The following is an 18,093-nucleotide window of genomic DNA, read 5'->3' on the forward strand; positions in this document are numbered from 1 at the left end:
CAAGATTTGAAATTTGAAGTTCAAATTTATTCTGCCAATTTCAGTTCCTGAATCTTTTTACTTTTACTTGGTTCTTAAATAACTTTAGCTTCTTCATGAAGAAGTCTTACCAATTCATCTAAATTATCAGGAGAAACCATTTTAACCGCAGCTCTTGGCGGAACTGAATCATAAGAAACTCCCTGAACTTTTACTTCGGAAGAAGTAGGCTCTACCACCTGCAAAGGTTTTGTTCTTGCAGACATAATTCCTCTCATGTTTGGAATAATCAAATCTTTTTCGTCTACCAAACCTTTCTGACCAGCAATTACAGCCGGCAATTTCACAGAAATTGTCTCTTTACCACCTTCAATTTCTCTTACTGCAGTAGCTTCACTACCGTTTACGTCCAAACCTACTGAAGCGTTTACGAAAGGCTGATTTAACAACTGAGCTATCATTCCCGGAACAGAACCACCATTGTAATCAATAGATTCTTTACCACAAAGAATTAAGTCATATCCTCCGTTCTGAGCAACTGAAGCAATTTCTTTTGCTGTAGAAAAACTGTCTTTAGGATCTAAATTTACTCTTATCGCATCGTTAGCTCCAATTGCCAAAGCCTTTCTTACCACAGGCTCTGTAGCGGCGTCTCCTACATTTACAACTGTAACAGTTGCGCCCTGAGATTCCTGCAATTTGATGGCTTTTGTCAAGGCAAATTCGTCTAGAGGGTTGATTACCCACTGAATACCGTTTTTGTCGAACGCAGATTTATCTGCTGTGAAATTAATTTTTGAAGTAGTATCGGGAACACTACTGATACAAACTAATATTTTCATATGTAGATATTTATTGTTTTTTTAAATTATATAGAAACACATTCTACTAATGGTCTTTTTATTTTACCAATTGATGCGATCTTATATTGGTTATTTTCTTCATTTACTTCTTAATCTCATGATTGATGAAGTATTTTTTTTTATTTAGTTCAATTCTGTAAATATAATTAAAAAAAATATTATGCATGCATAACAGTTATTTAATTATTATTCAGTGCATTATAAGTTATTAAGACTTTGGTTTTGCAGCTCTAAACTCAATTTTGCTTGGCAAAACTCCCGGATTCATTTTCAAAATATCCAAAACCAGATTCCCCATATCTTGTGGCTGGATCTTCCATGCATCTTTTTCTGAAGGAATATTTCCGTTGAAATGAGTGGCAACTGAACCAGGCATGATCACAGTTGATTTGATATTGTATTTTCTCAGATCAATCATTGCTGCCTGGGTAAAACCAACTACACCAAATTTTGAAGCATTATAACCTGTGCCGTTTTCAAAAAAATTGGCTCCGGCAAGACTTGAAATCGTTATATAATAACCTTCTGTTTTTTTCAGTTCAGCAACTGAGGCTTTCAGTGTATGAAATACTCCTGTAAGATTGGTATCAATCATAGAATTCCATTCTTCGGAAGTAAGTTCATCAACTGGTTTGAAAACACCAAGCCCTGCATTGGCAATAACAAAATCAAGCCTGCCAAACTTTTTGATTATTTCTGAAACAGCATTAACTTCATCATCCAAATTTCTTACATCCGATACCAATCCTAAAACATCACCGTAATTTTCCTTTAGTTTAGCTTCGATCTTCTCAACATCTTTTTTATTTCTTCCTGAAAAAGCTACTTTGATTCCGTTTTGTAACAAAATTTCTGAGATTCCTAAACCTATGCCTTTAGTTCCTCCTGTTATATATGCAACTTTATTTTCTATCATAATTAATAAATTTAATACTTCTAAAATAGCAAAAACGCTCCAATTGGAGCGTTTTTATAAGATAACATTTATCAGTTATTATTTTTTGATGAATTTCTCTGTAGAAATACCATCTTTAGTTTCAATATTAATTAAATATGTTCCAGCCGGAAGACTTCTTACATCTACCTGAGTACCATTTAATTTAACATCAACTTTTCTTCCTGTCATATCAACTACCGATACTGCATTGATCTTTGAGTCTGTTTTGATGTTTAGGATGTCTGGGGTAGGATTTGGAGAGATTGAGAAACCGTTACTAATTACTAAATCATTAGTTCCCAATGTTGAAGCGGTAACATTAACATTATCTAATCTCAAAGATGTTGAAGTAGGAACAATAGGAGTTTCATTACTAAAAATAATATAGTATATACCAGTAGTAGGAATATTGAATGTTACATTTTGTTGAGTATAAGTTGTTCCAGAAACATTAATTGTTGTTCCAACTTGCGTTGCTCCTGTTATAGAATTTGTTGTATTGTAATACACTTTTAAATTTTGTGCTGTTCCTGTTGCACCTAAACGAGTCCAGAAACTTGCAGATACTGATTGTCCAGCTGTGAAGCTAAGAGCTCGAGAGTATAACTGAGCATTTGTTGCAGCAGTGGTACTAGAATTTGAAAAATAATAAATTGAACCATCTTGAGCTCCAGACGCAGCATTACCGAGAGACCACGTAGAACTACTAAAACCATTAGATAAACTAGGTTGCTCAAAACTATTTGAGTATGGTGCAGTTTTTGCTAAGAAGATTGAAAAAGGTCCCACCCAAGCACTTTGAGTTGCTCCGCAGTTACTTCTTACATAATAGCTATGATTACCTCCAACAGGGAGATTTGTTAGTGATGCTGAATTTGTTCCTGTATTCAGTATTGTACCAGTTCCCAAAGCAAATCCACTTGCACCATGCTGCACGTCATATGAAGCAGGTGTTCCGATTGCATTACTCCATCCGATAGAAGCTGAATTAGTAGTGATATTAGTAGGTGCAGTAAAAGAAAAATCACTTGGTCTAATACAGGAAACAGTGTTGAAGTTTACTGTAAAATCAAAACCTAAGTTACTCCAATTGTTATCCCAAACAATATAGTACGTAGTTCCAGCAGTTACCGGAACTGTCACTGATGATAAATAATTAGTACCAGAAACGTCATCATTTCCTCCGTAACAAGACAATGCTGTACATGCCCCCGTTATAATAGAAAGTCTAGTGTCATCACTTTTAAGAAGACCATTATTTTGTGGTAAATCAGAAGAAACCGTAAGTTCCCCATTTGCAGTAGCAGTAAATTTGTACCACATTGCAAAAGGAGTTGTAGCTTGTCCGCTACCAGCACAAGTCCCTACAAAACTTCCAGTATAACTTGAAACAGTAGTTGTACTACCAGAAGTTACAGCTAAAGCACCAGCGCAATTTGCTTGAGCAAATGAAAATTGCGACAAAATTGCAATTCCCAAAGTTGATAAAACTTTTTTCATAATTATTTTAAATTTAAATTTTAATAGCGTAAATATAAAAAAACATCACGTATCAATGATAATATTTTTTGTTAAAATTAAAATAATCCTCAAGAAAAATTTCTAAGGATTATTTTATTGTAATATTATAAGCAAATTACTTAGAATAATTCTCAAAAAATAAAGGGATACTTTCAATGCCTTTATAGAAATTAAATAAGCCGTAATGTTCGTTTGGTGAATGAATGGCATCAGAATCAAGACCGAATCCCATCAATACTGACTTTGCTCCCAAAACCTGCTCAAACATAGCAGTAATAGGAATGCTTCCTCCGCCTCTATATGGCAAAACTTCTTTTCCAAAAGCAGTCTGCATCGCATTTTTAGCCGCTAAAAATTCTTTTGTATCTGTCGGTAAAACATACGGCATTCCGCCATGATGCGGTGTTACTTTTACTTTTACATTTTCAGGAGCTATTTTTTCAAAATATTTAGTAAACTTTTCGGTAATTTCTTCAGGAGTCTGGTAAGGAACCAAACGCATGGAAATTTTAGCAAAAGCTTTGGATGGAATCACTGTTTTTGCTCCTTCTCCTGTATATCCGCCCCAAATCCCGTTACAGTCTAAAGTAGGTCGAATTGAAGTTCTTTCTAAAGTTGTATATCCCTTCTCTCCTTCTACACCATTTAAACCGATTGATTTTTTAAATTCTTCAGGATTGTCTTTCAGCTTATTCATTTCTGCTCTTTCTGCATTAGAAACAGCTTCCACATTATCATAAAAGCCATCAATAAGAATATGCCCGTCATCATCAATCATTTTGGCAATCATTCTTGAAAGGACGTGAATCGGGTTGGGTACTGCTCCGCCATATAATCCGGAGTGTAAATCTCTGTTGGGACCTTCAACTTCAACTTCCACGTAGCTTAAACCTCTCAAGCCCGTGGTCACCGTAGGCTGTTCGTTGCTGTAGATATGGGTGTCTGAAATCAAAATACAGTCGCAAGATAGTTTTTCTTTATTTTCTTCTACCCAACTTCCTAAACTTACTGATCCTACCTCTTCTTCACCTTCCAGTATAAATTTCACATTACACGGAAGAGAATCGGTTTTCATCATTGCTTCAAAAGCTTTTACCTGCATAAAAAACTGACCTTTATCATCTGCTGAACCTCTTGCAAAAATAGCTCCTTCAGGATGAAGATCGGTTTTTTCAATATAGGGTTCGAAAGGCGGTTTTTTCCATAATTCTAAAGGATCTGCAGGCTGTACATCGTAATGACCGTAAACCAAAACAGTAGGGAGTTTTTCATCAATCAGCTTTTCACCAAAAACAATAGGATAACCTTTGGTTTCGCAGATTTCAACATTGTCTGCTCCTGCATTCTTTAGATGTTCTGCGCAAACTTCTGCACATTTCAAAACATCATTTTTGTAAGCCGGATCGGCTGAAATAGAAGGTATTCTGAGTAATTCAAACAATTCATCAACGAAACGGTTTTTGTTCTCGCTGATATACTTTAATGTTTCTTGCATTATAATTTTAAATTTTGTTAAAATTAAAAAATTGTACCGTCATCACAAACAAAAAAGACAGTTATTTATTGGAATAAATTCGTTATAAACCTGATAATAAAAGCAAATCCCACACTAATGTGCAGGATTATTTTATGTAATATAGTTTTATATTAATGCTGTTCAACCGAAGGTTTTTGCAGACCTTTGTTGTGTTTATCAGAAGATTTCTCTGTAGAAGCACTATCTCTTTTAGGAGCTGCAGTTTCATGATTACCATGACCTGCATCTTTGTGTTCTACCGCAAGATCTTCTTCATGACCACTTGTTTGCTCGGCATCAGAATATCTTTCTACACCTTCTTCAAGCTTAATGATACTTTTATTTCCTCCAGCCTGAATTTTTTTGCAGCTTACCGCTACTGTTGCAAGAGCTAAACATAGAACTAATTTTTTCATATGCAGATATTTATTTTTTTAAGATCAGCAGGAATTATAAGATTCCTTAATTTTTAATTGCCCAAAAGTAAGAAATATTGCATTTTTCGGCAACATTTTTATACTGATTTTAATATTATTTTGCCTTTTTTTGACTGTGTAAAAATAAGATAGCTATTACCACCGTCTTTCAGCTGATATTTTTTCTTTATTTCTTCAGGTTTTAAAGGATAATTTTTAGAAATAATATTATACTGTTCTTTTTTTGTAATTTGTTTCGAATCAATGGTTTCCATTTCCAACATTCGTCCCGGAAAATTTTCAGTTTTAGCATCCGATGTATAAATGTGAGTGTTTGGATGCAATTTCCTTAGTTCAAATTTATTTGAAATCAAATTGAAAGTTCCCGCTTTCAGCACAGCATTATTAGGTATATAAATAAATTTCTGAGGTTCGCCGTATTCTGCTGCTGCATTTTTTTCCTCGTCAAAATAAAAGCTGAAAGACGCTTCTTGTGACTCCAGATTTACACAATAACAGATTATTTTACCTGAAAAATCTTTAGTCTGGGTAATCACAACTTCTTTCACATCATTTTTGACGGCGATAATATCAATTTGGGAAACATTTTTTAATACAGAAACAAGATATTTCAAATCAACAAGCGGAGATAGTTTTATTACGACTTTTCGTGATATTGAAAGAAGTTTATCCTGAATTTTTAAAATATTGGGGGATAAATCCTCAAGCAGAAAAACTTTATTTTTATTTTGATCTCTTCTTGCAGGATCAAGATATATCACATCAAAATTTTCATTATTTTCTTCTAAAAAATCCTCAAGTTTTTTATTGATAAACTTCGCTTTTCTCTCTAGAATTCCCCAATTATTCTGTACAATTGCCAAAAGTTCAGCATTTTGCTCTATAAGAGTTATTTCTTTAAAATTTTTCGATAAATAGTAGGCATCAATTCCAAATCCGCTTGTGAGATCAATAAAACGGTCTCCTTTAAGATTATCAGATTTATATTTTGCGGTAATTTCAGAGGAAGACTGCTCAATATTAAGCTGAGGCGGAAAAATAATCCCTTCTTTGAGTAAAAACGGAAACTTCTTCTGTGCCACCAGTTTTCCTTTGATTTGTTGCACGATTTCCTGCATGGAAACTTCGGGAAATGGAGACTTTTTTAATAACAAAGAATGCAAATCTGTTTTCAGATTTGTATTGATAAATTTTTGAATTTCAGAACTTAATATTTCTTTTTTCAAAATTATCTTTTATAAAAAATATAATCTGTCAGTATTGGTTCAATACCGCTTTGTTTAAGCAAAAAGTTTATTTGCCCTCTATGATATGTTGAGTGATTAATTGCCTGAAAAAGTATTTCAAAAATGATGTTCTGAAATTTTATTCCTTTTGAATTTTGGTATTCGATTGTTTCATCCAGATCAGAATTTCGGATAATATCAACACTTTTCAGATAATTTTGCAGATTAATCTCACTAAGATTTTCAAAAGAATTTATTTGCCAAACTTCAAATAATTCCTCTCCCAATATTCTTGAATTCCAAATTTGTTGTGCATTGAGAGTATGGTTGATTAAACCGATGGTTTTTTCATCTACCTTAGAAATATTTTCTGAAATCACACGTATCATTTCTTTGTTAAAATGATAAGTATAATCAAATAAATCAATCATCTTTTCTTTCATTACTCATACATTTCTGCCCAACGAACTGTTTTTATTTCTTTCTCATTGTATAAATCATCAACCGATTTTTTAACATCCAGTTTAGGGTATAAATTAACACCAATCAGCTTGATTTTTCCTTCTTCTACCCATTTCTGCTCTTCAATGGCATGAGTATAAATTTCTTTTTGAATATAACCTTGTTTCAAGAGAGCAAGATAACCTCCTTTTTCTTCAATTTCAACAAAATATTTCCACGATTTTTCAGCAATCTGCTGAGTAAGGTCTTCAATATAGTAGCTGCCATTGGAAGCATCTTCAAAGACATTGATGATACTTTCATAAGCCAAAACAATCTGCTGTTTAAAAGAAATTTCCTGCGAATTTTCTGTTGACTGATTGATAAGATAATTGTTGCTGTACACTGCATCTGCACCACCGATCATCGCAGAGGCAAGCTCTAAAGTTGACCGAATAAGATTATTTTCATTATCTGAAACCGCTTTATTTCTCAAAGAAGTTTCTGCAAAAATGTACGGAATATCATCTAAATCATATTCTTTTGAAAACTGATTAAAAACCAGCTTAAGGGCACGGATTTTTGCCATTTCAAAGAAATAATTTCCTCCTACAGCCAATCTGAATATTATTTTGCTTAAAATTTCGGCTCCGTATACTTCAACTAGCTCTTTTGTTTTGGCTAAAGCAATTCCTAACTGCTGAAAAATGGCTGCACCTGCATTCTGATGAAGAGATATATCAACACAGAGGTTTCTTTTAAAATCTTTTGCCAGAAGCTCTTTAACCAGCTGATCGTTGATTTCAGCATTTGTTTCATCAAAAACGTCGATAAGTGAAAAATACTGATCTTCATCTTGTGGACTGATATGTTCCACTAAATCTTTGTTATTGATAAAAATGGTTTTCCCAACCAAACTTTCAACATTTTCGTTCAGCAAAAAAGCAAAAACATCATCTTCCAGATTTTCCTGATAGAGAGCAACTAAATGTGTACTTTCTTCTATCTTCGGGAGATTGGGAAGCTGCTTTTCAACCGAATGATAAAAAGGCTTAACTTCAATTCCTTCAAGATTTTCTTTTTTCAGAATAGTGTAGATATCTTCTGTTTTAAGTTGTTTCTTAACAAGATTTTCCCAGTTTAAGAAGGTTTCAGTATTAGACATGGAATATGGATATTTGTGAATTGTCAATCGTAAATTTTGTTTCACAAGTGAATCTTGAATCGACGAAAATTTGACAACTATATTTACATTTAAATTAAAATTTCACAGCGAAGCTAATTGACAATTAATTTACCTTAATATTATTTTTTAGCAACGTTTGCACTATCTGCCACGAGAATGAAAATCTCTTCATTCGGCTTTTTCATAAAGTAATTTTCTCTGGCATATTTTTCTTTTTCATACTTATTATTCATCAGTTTTTTATAGAATTTATCATTCTTTTCATATTCTGATTTGTAATATTCTAGCTGCTCTTCGTATTTGTTGATTTCGCCATTCAGTTCATGAATTACCAGAAAAGAAGTTTTATCAAAGAAAATCATCCAAACCAAAAACAGAACAATGGTAATAACATACTTATTCAGAATATAATTCTGGATAAACTTTAAAGTATCAGATTTTGGCTTTATGTCTTTAATAAGCTCTTTTTCTGGCATTTTTTAGTGTTTTCTGAGTGAATTTTTAATAACAGTAGTCAAAAAATCAATGGCTACAGAATTTTGTCTCATATTAGGAATAATCAAATCCGCTTCATTTTTTGAAGGCTCAATAAACTCCTGATGCATAGGCTTTAAGGTCGTCTGATAACGATGCAGAACCTCGTTCAGATCTCTTCCTCTTTCCTGTGTATCTCTTCTTATTCTTCGGATTAATCTTTCATCTGAATCTGCATGTACAAATACCTTCAGATCAAATTCTTTAAGAAGTTCTTTGTTGGTTAAAACTAAGATTCCTTCAACTACCAAGACATTTTTAGGTTCTACAGTTACATGATCTCCTGTTCTTGAATGAGTTACAAAACTGTAGATAGGCTGCTCAATAGGCTGATTGTTCTTTAAGGCTTTTACATGCTTGATCAGCAAGTCAAAATCTATTGATTTAGGATGATCATAATTAAGAGCTTCTCTTTCTGCCAAAGTCAGATTATGATTATCATGATAATAATTATCCTGGGAAAGGATGTTCATTCCTTCAATATCAAGCTGTTGTATAATTTTATCAACAACGGTAGTTTTGCCGGATCCCGTTCCACCGGCAATTCCTATTACAAGCATTTTTCTAGTCTGTTTTTAATTTACAAATATAGTATTTTATTTAAAAGCTAAAAATGGGAATTAAGGTATGTTTTTTAAACAGTAAAGATTTAATTTAAAGTAAATATCAAAAAAACCGGCAATTTTGCCGGTCTTATACTATTTCGCTTGTTAAACTTCGGGAAATGAGTTTATCATGCATTGGCTTCAGTAAATCTATAGAGCCAGTTTTTACTGTACATTTGCCTTTGTAATGAACCAGCATTGTACACTGCTCAGCCTGCATCGGCTCATGTTTGCAAATCTGAATAAGAGCCTCAATAACTTCGTCAAATGTGTGAATATCATCATTATGAAGCACTAATTTGTATACTTCATCTGTCTCATCCAAAACCAACACTTCTTCTTCATACTGCCGTTTTGGACTTTCATAATTTTTTACTGAATTATTAAAAAGCATTTTTAATTTTTATTAAACTTCTATTTTGTCAATTAATTCATCTAAGACATTCGGCTCAATATATTCAAGCTCAACCATTTCAACACTTTTATTATTCATCTTAAGTATTTTAAAATGGTAACCTTCCAGATCAAACTCCTGGTTTTCTTCAGGAATTTCTTCCAGCTTATGTAAAATAAATCCTGCCAAAGTATTATACTCTTCCGCAATCGGGAGTTTTCTAGGTAAAGACTCGTTGATCTCATCTAAAGGCTGTGTAGCTTTTACCCAAAAAAGATTTTCACCAATTTTATCTACCAGTTTTTCTTCATCATCTTCTTCGTCCTGAATTTCACCCACCAGTTCTTCTAAAATATCTTCCAGTGTGATAATTCCTTCAGTTCCTCCAAACTCATCAATTACGATGGCTAAATGCTGTTTTTTCTGCTGGAAAATTTTGAGCAAATCTGAAATTTTCTTGCTTCCTACCACAAAGAAAGATTCACGCATTAATTCTCTTAAATCATCATGGCTAAGATTCCCTTTTCTTTTAACAAATTCTCTGATAATTTCTTTGGTATAAAAAACTCCAATTACATTATCAATTGAATTTTCGTATACCGGAATTCGGGAGTAACCGCTCTCCATGATTTTATTAATGATATCATTAAGATCATCTGAGAAGTTGATTGAAGTAATATTCTGCCGTGGAACCATGATTTGTTTAGCTGAATGATCTGTAAAATCAAAAGCATTTTTGATAATTTCATAGTTTTCCTCTTCTATTTCACCGGAATCGGCACTTTGTTTTACCAAAAGCTGCAATTCTTCCGTAGAGTGAATTTCCTGTTCTGAAGCCGGGTGAATTTTCATCAGCCTTAAAACTCCGTTTGACATGAGATTCATCAACCATATAAATGGTTTAAAAATCGTATAAAAAACTCTTAGAGGAACAGCTGTTGCCATAGTTGTAGCTTCTGCCTTTCTGATTGCAATAGATTTGGGAATCAATTCACCAAAAACAATATGCATAACCGTAATAATCAAGAAGCTGATAACCAGCGATATTGTTGTAACGGTAGATTCGGAAAAACTGACATCCATTGAATGGAGCAAATTATCAATCATATGGTGCATTGCACTTTCACCTACCCAACCCAATGCAAGAGAAGCTAGCGTAATCCCGAGCTGGGTTGCAGACAGATATTCGTCAAGACGTTTGATGATAAATTCAGCCTGCTTAGCCATAGAATTACCTTCTGCTGCTTTCAGCTGAATCTGTGAGTAACGAACTTTAACAATTGAGAATTCTGCGGCCACAAAAAAGCCATTAAGTAATACAAGAAACAAGGCTAGCAAAAGCCTGACTATGTCCGAATCCATTTAGAAAATTATAATTTATTTACAAAGATATACAAAATAATAATAGCAAAAAAAGCACCGAAAACATCGGTGCTTATTATTTTGTGAAAATTTTATTAAGAATTTTTCAGTGCTTCTGCCCCTGAAACAATTTCTAAAATTTCGTTAGTAATTGCTGCCTGTCTTGCTTTATTATAGAAAATTACCAGGTCATTTTTCAGAGCCTGTGCATTATCTGTTGCTTTATGCATTGCTGTCATTCTCGCCCCATGCTCAGATGCTACTGAATCAAGTACTGCCTTGAAAACCTGAGTTTTAATAGATTTTGGAATGAGGTTATCAAGAATTTCATTTCTGTTTGGCTCAAAGATATAATCTGTTTCAACATGATTTTCTTCTGTTTCAGCCATAGAAATTGGAAGAAGCTGTTCTGTAATTACTTCCTGAGTAGCAGCATTGATGAATTTATTATAAATTAAATAAACTTCATCAAACTTTCCTTCTCTAAAGCTAGACATTACCCCTTCTGTAATGTTAGAAACTCTATCAAAACTTAAATTATCAAAAACAGAACTTTCATTGGAAAAAACAGAACGGCTCTTTCTTACCGCATCGTAAACTTTTTTACCAATTGTAAGAACTTCAACATCATACTGAGAATTATTCTGAAACTGATTATTTAGCTCTTTTACAACAGATGAATTGAAAGCACCTGCCAAACCTCTATTCGAAGTTACAGCAATAAAAAGCACCCTTTTTACTTCTCTTTTCTGAGCATAAACAGAAACCTGATCCGGATCTGAACTAGAATTTACATTCTGGATAATCTCCTGAAGTTTTTCAGAATAAGGTCTCAACATTACGATAGCATCCTGAGCTTTTTTAAGTTTCGCAGCAGAAACCATTTTCATAGCACGGGTAATTTGCATCGTAGATGAAATTGAGCTGATTCTTCCTCGTATTTCTTTTAAGTTTGCCATATTTGGGTTAGCTGTTGGTTGTAGGTTGTTGGTTGCTAGTTTTAGAAAATTCTATCAACTACCAACCAAAAACCATCAACTAATTTTTAGTTATATTTAGATGCTATATCCTGAGCAGCCTGCTTAAGGACACCAGTAATATCATTGTCTATTTTACCTGCTTTGATAGCAGCCATAGTATCCGGATGCTTAGATCTTAGGAATTCAATGTATTCGTGCTGGAATTCTTTTACTTTTCTGATAGGAACATTTCTCATTAAGTTTTCTGTTCCTGCGTAAATCATTGCTACCTGGCTGTCTACAGGAAGCGGAGAGTTTACTGGTTGTTTAAGTAATTCCACGTTTCTTTCACCTTTAGAAATTACTGCTAAAGTAGAGGCGTCAAGATCTGAACCAAATTTAGCAAATGCTTCTAATTCCTTATATTGAGCCTGATCTAATTTAAGCGTACCAGAAACCTTTTTCATTGATTTGATCTGAGCATTACCACCTACTCTGGATACAGAGATCCCTACGTTGATTGCAGGACGAACCCCTGAGTTGAATAGATCTGACTCTAAGAAGATCTGTCCGTCTGTAATAGAGATTACGTTAGTTGGAATATACGCAGAAACGTCACCAGCTTGGGTTTCGATAATAGGAAGTGCTGTTAATGAACCACCACCTTTTACGATTGGTCTTAAAGATTCAGGTAAATCGTTCATCTGTCTTGCAATATTATCATCAGCGATTACTTTCGCAGCTCTTTCCAACAATCTTGAGTGAAGATAGAAAACATCTCCAGGATAAGCCTCACGACCTGGTGGTCTTCTTAAAAGTAGAGAAAGCTCACGGTAAGCAACTGCCTGTTTAGATAAATCATCATAAACAATTAGAGCAGGTCTTCCAGTATCTCTGAAATATTCTCCGATAGATGCTCCTGCCATTGCAGAATATACCTGCATTGGAACTGGATCTGAAGCGTTTGCTGCAACGATTACAGTATAAGCTAAAGCACCTTTATCAGATAAAGTTTTTACAATCTGTGCAACTGTAGAAGCTTTCTGACCGATTGCTACATAGATACAATATACTGGCTGACCAGCGTCATAAAATTCTTTCTGGTTGATAATAGTATCAATAGCAACTGTAGTTTTACCAGTCTGTCTGTCACCAATGATAAGCTCTCTTTGCCCTCTTCCTACAGGAATCATAGAATCAATTGCTACGATACCTGACTGTAAAGGCTCTGTTACCGGCTGTCTGTAAATAACTCCGGGAGCTTTTCTTTCCAATGGCATTTCATATAATTCTCCGGTGATAGGACCTTTACCGTCGATAGGGTTACCAAGAGTATCTACTACTCTACCCAACATCCCTTCTCCTACTTTGATAGAAGAAATTCTGTTTGTTCTTCTTACGGTATCACCTTCTTTTACAGATTTACTTTCTCCTAAAAGAGCAACACCTACGTTGTCTTCTTCAAGGTTTAGTACGATACCTTCTACATCACTTGAAAATTTTACCAATTCTCCGTATTGTACGTGTTCTAACCCGTAAACACGAGCAATACCATCACCGATGGTAAGAACTGTACCTACTTCCTCAACATTTGATTGAGTATCGAAATTGGCCAATTGCTGTTTTAAGATCGCAGATACTTCTGCCGGATTTATTTCTGCCATTGTATGGTTTTTTTCTTAATTTAACTGAAAGTCTTTTTTAATCTTGTTCAATTTTGATTTTACAGATGCGTCTACCTGCTGATCTCCTACTCTTAATATATAGCCCCCTAAAATTTCAGGTTTTACAATTACATTAAGGTCAAAATTAGCACTTGTATTCACAAGATTGGTAGATTTCAAAATCTGTTCAATATTTGATTGAGATAATTCTGTTGCAGTAGTAAGTGTTACTCTCTGCACTCCGTTGATATCCTCAACTTTGTTGATAAACTGCTGTGCAATATTTTTCAGATGGCTTTCACGTCCCTGTCTGATTACCAAAGTAATCAGGTTTTGTGACGAAACTGAAAGACTTTTGAAAATTTCTTTTGCTACTTCTACTTTTTTCTTAGAATCTATGTAAGGTGTAAGAAAGAATTTGTTCAAATCCGGAGATTCGTTCATCAGCTTTACTACATCTTTCATATCAGAAAATACAGTAGCCGTTTGACCTGATTCGTTGGTAAAATCAAGTAAACCTTGTGCGTATCTTTTAGCTACTTTAGATGTAAGCATTATTAGTTAAGGTTTGATTTGTTTAAATAATTTTGAACTAATTCATTTTGAGCTTCATTATTTTCAAGCTTTTGCTTCAAAATAGATTCTGCAATATTTACGGACAAAGCACCAATTTGAGTTTTGATATCTGCCATAGCAGAATTTTTCTCTGCTTCAATAGTTTGTTTTGCAGCTTCAATTAATTTATCAGCCTCTACTTTTGCGATATCTTTAGCTTCTCCTACAATTCTGTCTTTAATTTCTCTTGCCTCTTTAAGGATAGCATCTCTTTCGATCTTAGCCTCACGCATGATTCTTTCATTGTCAGACTTAAGATCTTCCATTTCTTTTTTAGCCAATTTAGCCTGATTCAATGCATCAACGATAGAAGTTTCTCTGTCATTTACTGCATTTACAATTGGCTTCCATGCAAATTTAGCCAAAAGAAACAACAGGATAACAAAGGTAAGCGTCATCCAAAACAAAAGTCCAATTCCAGGTTCAATAATTCCCATATCTGTAAATTCTTTTTTTAATATTATTTTATGGATTTCTTTTAAACATTCTTAGCAGCAGCCAACCGCTTTACTGCTAAGAATGTTTTTTGAAGGATAATTACTTGATGAAAGCACCAAAGATAATCGCAATAAGACCAGCACCTTCAATAAGACCAGCAGCAATAAGCATTGCTCCCTGGATCTTACCAGCCTGCTCAGGTTGTCTAGCGATAGCATCCATAGCGTGACCACCGATTTTACCGATACCCATACCTACTCCAAGTACAGCTAAACCGATACCTACGTAAATTAATCCTGTTCCAGTTGAAATGTCCATAATAAATAAATTATTTAGTTAAAATTATTTTCTTTTTTTCTAATTAGTGAGCATGTTCTTCATGAGCGTGCTCTGCCACAGCAATTCCGATAAATAACGCAGAAAGTACTGTAAAAATGTAAGCCTGTAAAGCAGCAACTAACAATTCCAATACTGAAACGAATAGCGCCAAAGGTACAGATGCAAATCCTAACAATGGGGATTTAAAGATGAAAATCAATGAGATAATTGCTAAAATCATGATGTGTCCCGCCGTTACGTTGGCGAAAAGTCGCATCATCAAAGCAAAAGGCTTCGTAAAAATACCGATAATCTCAATAGGAACCATAATTGGATACAACAATAAAGGAACCGGCGGCATGAATATATGTTTCCAGTAATCTTTATTAGCACTGAATAATGTTATCAATAAAGTAATGATTGCCAAAACAGCGGTGATTGCGATATTCCCTGTAAGATTTGCTCCAAACGGAAAGAAAGGAATCAGACCGAATAGGTTATTGAACCAGATAAAGAAAAATGCTGTTAATAAATAAGGCATATATCTTTTATATTTTACTGATCCGATATTTGGGATAGCCACTTCATCTCTGATAAATACAATTACAGGCTCCATCAATTTACCTGCACCTTTCGGAAGTTGTGATTTTTTATAATTTCTCGCCATTCCGATAAAGATAACCGCCATGAAAATTACTGAAAGTAACATAGAAGCTACGTTTTTAGTAATTGAAAAATCATAGAAAACCTCATTTGGATTATTTTTCCCGCTGATTGTTGCAAATAATGTTGCTTTTTTCAATCCTTTGGTAGAAACTACATTTCCGTGCTCTAAAGTATAACCGTCGTGTTCGTGTCCGTGAGCAATATCCTTAGATAAAAAAGTATGCAAACCTTCACTGTCTTTGATAATCACAGGAAGCGGAATAGAAAAATGATCTTCTTCTCCCTTATCATCTTTAGTAGTCCATAAATGCCATTCGTTTGAATCACCGATGTGTTCCATGATCATTTTTGTAGCATTGAAAGGCTTGTCTCCTTCTGCATGCTCTACCTTTTCAGCTAGTTTTTCGCCCTCAGATTCGTGCTGAGCAGCAGCAAAACCACTGAAAAACACAAATAAAAATGCGAAAAATAGGGAAGAAATTTTTCTGTTCATATCTCTTTTTTAATCGTGTGCAAATATATCGTTTTTATTAAACTTTACCAATATTAAAAATTGATTTTTATCATCAAAAAAATCAGGATTTGTTAATAGCCCTTATTACCAGGTAATATATAAAGAAAGAACTTACCAGAAAACAAATCACAAGAAACAGAAAATTCGCTTTCGTTTTATCAATGATAAACAATGAAAATCCCAGCCATAAAATATCTTTTGCAATATTGATCACTAAAAATCTCATTGCCGCGTCAGATTTTTTGTACAGAAATTTTTTAAATACCATATATATAAGGATATTCAGTACTATAATTAGGAATATTATAATAAAAGCCGCCGAAAAATTCATTCTGCAAAAATAAAATTATAATCGGTAATCAAAAGAAATGTGCGGGTATATCCTATTCATTTAATTAAAAATTCCTTATTTTTGCCAACTATAATTTACAATTAATATGTTTAATAGTTTACAGGATAAATTAGACAAGGCGCTTCATAATATTTCCGGACGAGGAAAGATTACGGAAATCAACGTGGCGGAAACCGTAAAAGAAATCCGCAGAGCATTGGTAGATGCCGATGTTAATTATAAAGTAGCAAAAGATCTTACCAAAAGAGTTCAGGATAAAGCTTTAGGACAAAACGTTCTCACTTCGCTTACTCCGGGACAGTTGATGACAAAAATCGTACATGACGAGTTGGTAGATTTAATGGGAGGTTCTCAGGAAGGAATCAATCTTTCAGGAAAACCGTCTGTAATTCTTATTGCAGGTCTTCAGGGTTCGGGTAAAACTACGTTTTCAGGAAAGCTTGCCAATTATCTTAAAACGAAAAGAAATAAAAAACCTTTATTGGTTGCGTGTGATGTATACCGTCCTGCAGCAATTGATCAGCTGAAAGTTTTGGGTGGACAGACGGGAGTTCCTGTTTACACTGAAGAAGGCAATATGGATCCTTCAGTAATTTCGCAAAACGCAATTAATTTTGCTAAATCTAACGGTCACGATATTGTAATCGTCGATACAGCAGGTCGTTTGGCAATTGATGAGCAGATGATGAACGAAATTAAAACCGTCCACACCACTATCAGACCCAACGAAACGCTTTTTGTAGTCGATTCAATGACAGGTCAGGATGCGGTAAATACGGCAAAAGCCTTTAACGATACTTTAAATTTTGACGGGGTTGTTTTAACGAAATTAGACGGCGATACGCGAGGCGGAGCTGCTTTAACGATTCGTTCTGTAGTTGAAAAGCCTATTAAATTCATTTCCACAGGGGAAAAAATGGAAGCTTTAGATCTTTTCTACCCGGAAAGGATGGCAGACAGAATTCTGGGAATGGGAGACGTTGTTTCCTTAGTAGAAAGAGCTCAGGAACAGTTCGATGAAGAAGAAGCCAAAAAACTTCACAAAAAAATTGCTAAAAACGAGTTTGGTTTTGATGATTTCTTAAAACAAATCAATCAGATCAAGAAAATGGGTAATATGAAAGATTTGATGGGAATGATTCCTGGAGTTGGAAAAGCCATCAAAGATGTTGAGATCAGCGATGATGCCTTTAAGCATATTGAAGCGATCATCTATTCTATGACTCCTGAAGAAAGAAGAAAGCCTTCCATTATCAATACTCAAAGAAAAAACAGGATTGCCAAAGGTGCAGGAAGAAAAATTGAAGATGTAAACCAGCTCATGAAACAGTTTGACCAAATGGGGAAAATGATGAAAATGATGCAGGGACCGCAAGGCAAACAGATGATGCAGATGATGAGCAAAATGCCAAATATGCCGGGAATGGGCGGAATGTTTGGAAAGTAATCTACTAAAACTCTATCAATATAACTCTCAGAATTTTCTGGGAGTTTTTTATTGTTTGAATTTCTAAATGATTCTGAATTCTGACTTTCTTTTTCTTACTTTCCTAATCTGGACAATAT

At 34.2% G+C, this 18,093-nt stretch carries 19 protein-coding genes; 1 reads left to right on the plus strand and 18 read right to left on the minus strand.

The genetic code is table 11. The features are described 5' to 3' along the window. Positions 1-74: 74 nt before the first annotated feature. The 18 genes from FNE73_RS09220 to atpB form a co-directional block, all read right to left on the minus strand. Entirely contained in the window at positions 75-821 is a 747-nt protein-coding gene (locus FNE73_RS09220) for an electron transfer flavoprotein subunit beta/FixA family protein (protein ID WP_143884335.1), read from the minus strand. Positions 822-1,050: 229 nt separating this feature from the next. Beyond that, positions 1,051-1,758 carry an SDR family oxidoreductase gene (locus tag FNE73_RS09225; protein WP_143884336.1) on the minus strand — a complete coding sequence of 236 codons (708 nt, stop codon included), beginning with the start codon at positions 1,756-1,758 and terminating at the stop codon, positions 1,051-1,053. A gap of 78 nt (positions 1,759-1,836) precedes the next feature. Further along, positions 1,837-3,279 (minus strand): T9SS type A sorting domain-containing protein, encoded by a 1,443-nt coding sequence (locus FNE73_RS09230; protein ID WP_143884337.1) that lies wholly within the window; start codon positions 3,277-3,279, stop codon positions 1,837-1,839. Between the two features lie 136 nt (positions 3,280-3,415). Next, on the minus strand, positions 3,416-4,795 hold the full coding sequence (locus tag FNE73_RS09235) for a dipeptidase (protein WP_143884338.1): 1,380 nt from the start codon (positions 4,793-4,795) through the stop codon (positions 3,416-3,418). 152 nt (positions 4,796-4,947) lie between these two features. Then, positions 4,948-5,232: a hypothetical protein gene (locus FNE73_RS09240; protein WP_143884339.1), complete on the minus strand. Its 285-nt coding sequence runs from the start codon at positions 5,230-5,232 to the stop codon at positions 4,948-4,950. A 98-nt stretch (positions 5,233-5,330) separates the two neighbouring features. After that, positions 5,331-6,479 carry a class I SAM-dependent methyltransferase gene (locus FNE73_RS09245; RefSeq protein WP_143884340.1) on the minus strand — a complete coding sequence of 383 codons (1,149 nt, stop codon included), beginning with the start codon at positions 6,477-6,479 and terminating at the stop codon, positions 5,331-5,333. Positions 6,480-6,481: 2 nt separating this feature from the next. Beyond that, entirely contained in the window at positions 6,482-6,922 is a 441-nt protein-coding gene (locus FNE73_RS09250; RefSeq protein WP_143884341.1) for a DinB family protein, read from the minus strand. Further along, entirely contained in the window at positions 6,922-8,085 is a 1,164-nt protein-coding gene (locus FNE73_RS09255) for a methylmalonyl-CoA mutase family protein (protein WP_143884342.1), read from the minus strand. The genes FNE73_RS09250 and FNE73_RS09255 overlap by 1 nt, the downstream gene beginning before the upstream one ends. 140 nt (positions 8,086-8,225) lie before the next feature. Beyond that, the gene (locus FNE73_RS09260; RefSeq protein ID WP_143884343.1) at positions 8,226-8,582 is read right to left on the minus strand and encodes an FtsB family cell division protein; all 357 of its coding nucleotides are present in this window, start codon (positions 8,580-8,582) and stop codon (positions 8,226-8,228) included. A gap of 3 nt (positions 8,583-8,585) precedes the next feature. Beyond that, on the minus strand, positions 8,586-9,200 hold the full coding sequence (udk, locus tag FNE73_RS09265; RefSeq protein WP_130913579.1) for a uridine kinase: 615 nt from the start codon (positions 9,198-9,200) through the stop codon (positions 8,586-8,588). Between the two features lie 133 nt (positions 9,201-9,333). Beyond that, positions 9,334-9,639, minus strand: a complete 306-nt coding sequence (locus FNE73_RS09270) for an ATP-dependent Clp protease adaptor ClpS (protein WP_143884344.1) — start codon at positions 9,637-9,639, stop codon at positions 9,334-9,336. 12 nt (positions 9,640-9,651) lie between these two features. Further along, positions 9,652-11,001 (minus strand): hemolysin family protein, encoded by a 1,350-nt coding sequence (locus FNE73_RS09275; protein ID WP_130913581.1) that lies wholly within the window; start codon positions 10,999-11,001, stop codon positions 9,652-9,654. A 95-nt stretch (positions 11,002-11,096) separates the two neighbouring features. Continuing rightward, positions 11,097-11,960 carry an ATP synthase F1 subunit gamma gene (atpG, locus tag FNE73_RS09280; protein WP_130913582.1) on the minus strand — a complete coding sequence of 288 codons (864 nt, stop codon included), beginning with the start codon at positions 11,958-11,960 and terminating at the stop codon, positions 11,097-11,099. 86 nt (positions 11,961-12,046) lie between these two features. Then, positions 12,047-13,624, minus strand: coding sequence for a F0F1 ATP synthase subunit alpha (atpA, locus tag FNE73_RS09285; protein ID WP_130913583.1), 1,578 nt, complete (start codon positions 13,622-13,624; stop codon positions 12,047-12,049). 15 nt (positions 13,625-13,639) lie between these two features. Continuing rightward, positions 13,640-14,179, minus strand: a complete 540-nt coding sequence (gene atpH / locus FNE73_RS09290) for an ATP synthase F1 subunit delta (RefSeq protein WP_143884345.1) — start codon at positions 14,177-14,179, stop codon at positions 13,640-13,642. A 2-nt stretch (positions 14,180-14,181) separates the two neighbouring features. Further along, on the minus strand, positions 14,182-14,676 hold the full coding sequence (locus FNE73_RS09295; protein ID WP_143884346.1) for a F0F1 ATP synthase subunit B: 495 nt from the start codon (positions 14,674-14,676) through the stop codon (positions 14,182-14,184). A 100-nt stretch (positions 14,677-14,776) separates the two neighbouring features. Next, positions 14,777-14,995 carry an ATP synthase F0 subunit C gene (locus tag FNE73_RS09300; RefSeq protein ID WP_089744342.1) on the minus strand — a complete coding sequence of 73 codons (219 nt, stop codon included), beginning with the start codon at positions 14,993-14,995 and terminating at the stop codon, positions 14,777-14,779. Positions 14,996-15,038: 43 nt separating this feature from the next. Then, on the minus strand, positions 15,039-16,154 hold the full coding sequence (gene atpB, locus FNE73_RS09305) for a F0F1 ATP synthase subunit A (protein ID WP_143884347.1): 1,116 nt from the start codon (positions 16,152-16,154) through the stop codon (positions 15,039-15,041). A gap of 458 nt (positions 16,155-16,612) precedes the next feature. Between atpB and ffh the strand changes: the two genes are divergently transcribed. Next, positions 16,613-17,974 (plus strand): signal recognition particle protein, encoded by a 1,362-nt coding sequence (gene ffh / locus FNE73_RS09310; protein ID WP_130913587.1) that lies wholly within the window; start codon positions 16,613-16,615, stop codon positions 17,972-17,974. Positions 17,975-18,093: the final 119 nt, after the last annotated feature.

Source organism: Chryseobacterium binzhouense (assembly GCF_007474545.1).
GTDB lineage: Bacteria > Bacteroidota > Bacteroidia > Flavobacteriales > Weeksellaceae > Chryseobacterium > Chryseobacterium binzhouense.

Bases quoted from the DNA above. Each gene is read 5' to 3' on its own strand.
- FNE73_RS09220 (WP_143884335.1), bottom strand. From the start codon at position 821: ATGAAAATATTAGTTTGTATCAGTAGTGTTCCCGATACTACTTCAAAA.
- FNE73_RS09225 (WP_143884336.1), bottom strand. From the start codon at position 1,758: ATGATAGAAAATAAAGTTGCATATATAACAGGAGGAACTAAAGGCATA.
- FNE73_RS09230 (WP_143884337.1), bottom strand. From the start codon at position 3,279: ATGAAAAAAGTTTTATCAACTTTGGGAATTGCAATTTTGTCGCAATTT.
- FNE73_RS09235 (WP_143884338.1), bottom strand. From the start codon at position 4,795: ATGCAAGAAACATTAAAGTATATCAGCGAGAACAAAAACCGTTTCGTT.
- FNE73_RS09240 (WP_143884339.1), bottom strand. From the start codon at position 5,232: ATGAAAAAATTAGTTCTATGTTTAGCTCTTGCAACAGTAGCGGTAAGC.
- FNE73_RS09250 (WP_143884341.1), bottom strand. From the start codon at position 6,922: ATGAAAGAAAAGATGATTGATTTATTTGATTATACTTATCATTTTAAC.
- FNE73_RS09255 (WP_143884342.1), bottom strand. From the start codon at position 8,085: ATGTCTAATACTGAAACCTTCTTAAACTGGGAAAATCTTGTTAAGAAA.
- FNE73_RS09260 (WP_143884343.1), bottom strand. From the start codon at position 8,582: ATGCCAGAAAAAGAGCTTATTAAAGACATAAAGCCAAAATCTGATACT.
- udk (WP_130913579.1), bottom strand. From the start codon at position 9,200: ATGCTTGTAATAGGAATTGCCGGTGGAACGGGATCCGGCAAAACTACC.
- FNE73_RS09270 (WP_143884344.1), bottom strand. From the start codon at position 9,639: ATGCTTTTTAATAATTCAGTAAAAAATTATGAAAGTCCAAAACGGCAG.
- FNE73_RS09275 (WP_130913581.1), bottom strand. From the start codon at position 11,001: ATGGATTCGGACATAGTCAGGCTTTTGCTAGCCTTGTTTCTTGTATTA.
- atpG (WP_130913582.1), bottom strand. From the start codon at position 11,960: ATGGCAAACTTAAAAGAAATACGAGGAAGAATCAGCTCAATTTCATCT.
- atpA (WP_130913583.1), bottom strand. From the start codon at position 13,624: ATGGCAGAAATAAATCCGGCAGAAGTATCTGCGATCTTAAAACAGCAA.
- atpH (WP_143884345.1), bottom strand. From the start codon at position 14,179: ATGCTTACATCTAAAGTAGCTAAAAGATACGCACAAGGTTTACTTGAT.
- FNE73_RS09295 (WP_143884346.1), bottom strand. From the start codon at position 14,676: ATGGGAATTATTGAACCTGGAATTGGACTTTTGTTTTGGATGACGCTT.
- FNE73_RS09300 (WP_089744342.1), bottom strand. From the start codon at position 14,995: ATGGACATTTCAACTGGAACAGGATTAATTTACGTAGGTATCGGTTTA.
- atpB (WP_143884347.1), bottom strand. From the start codon at position 16,154: ATGAACAGAAAAATTTCTTCCCTATTTTTCGCATTTTTATTTGTGTTT.
- ffh (WP_130913587.1), top strand. From the start codon at position 16,613: ATGTTTAATAGTTTACAGGATAAATTAGACAAGGCGCTTCATAATATT.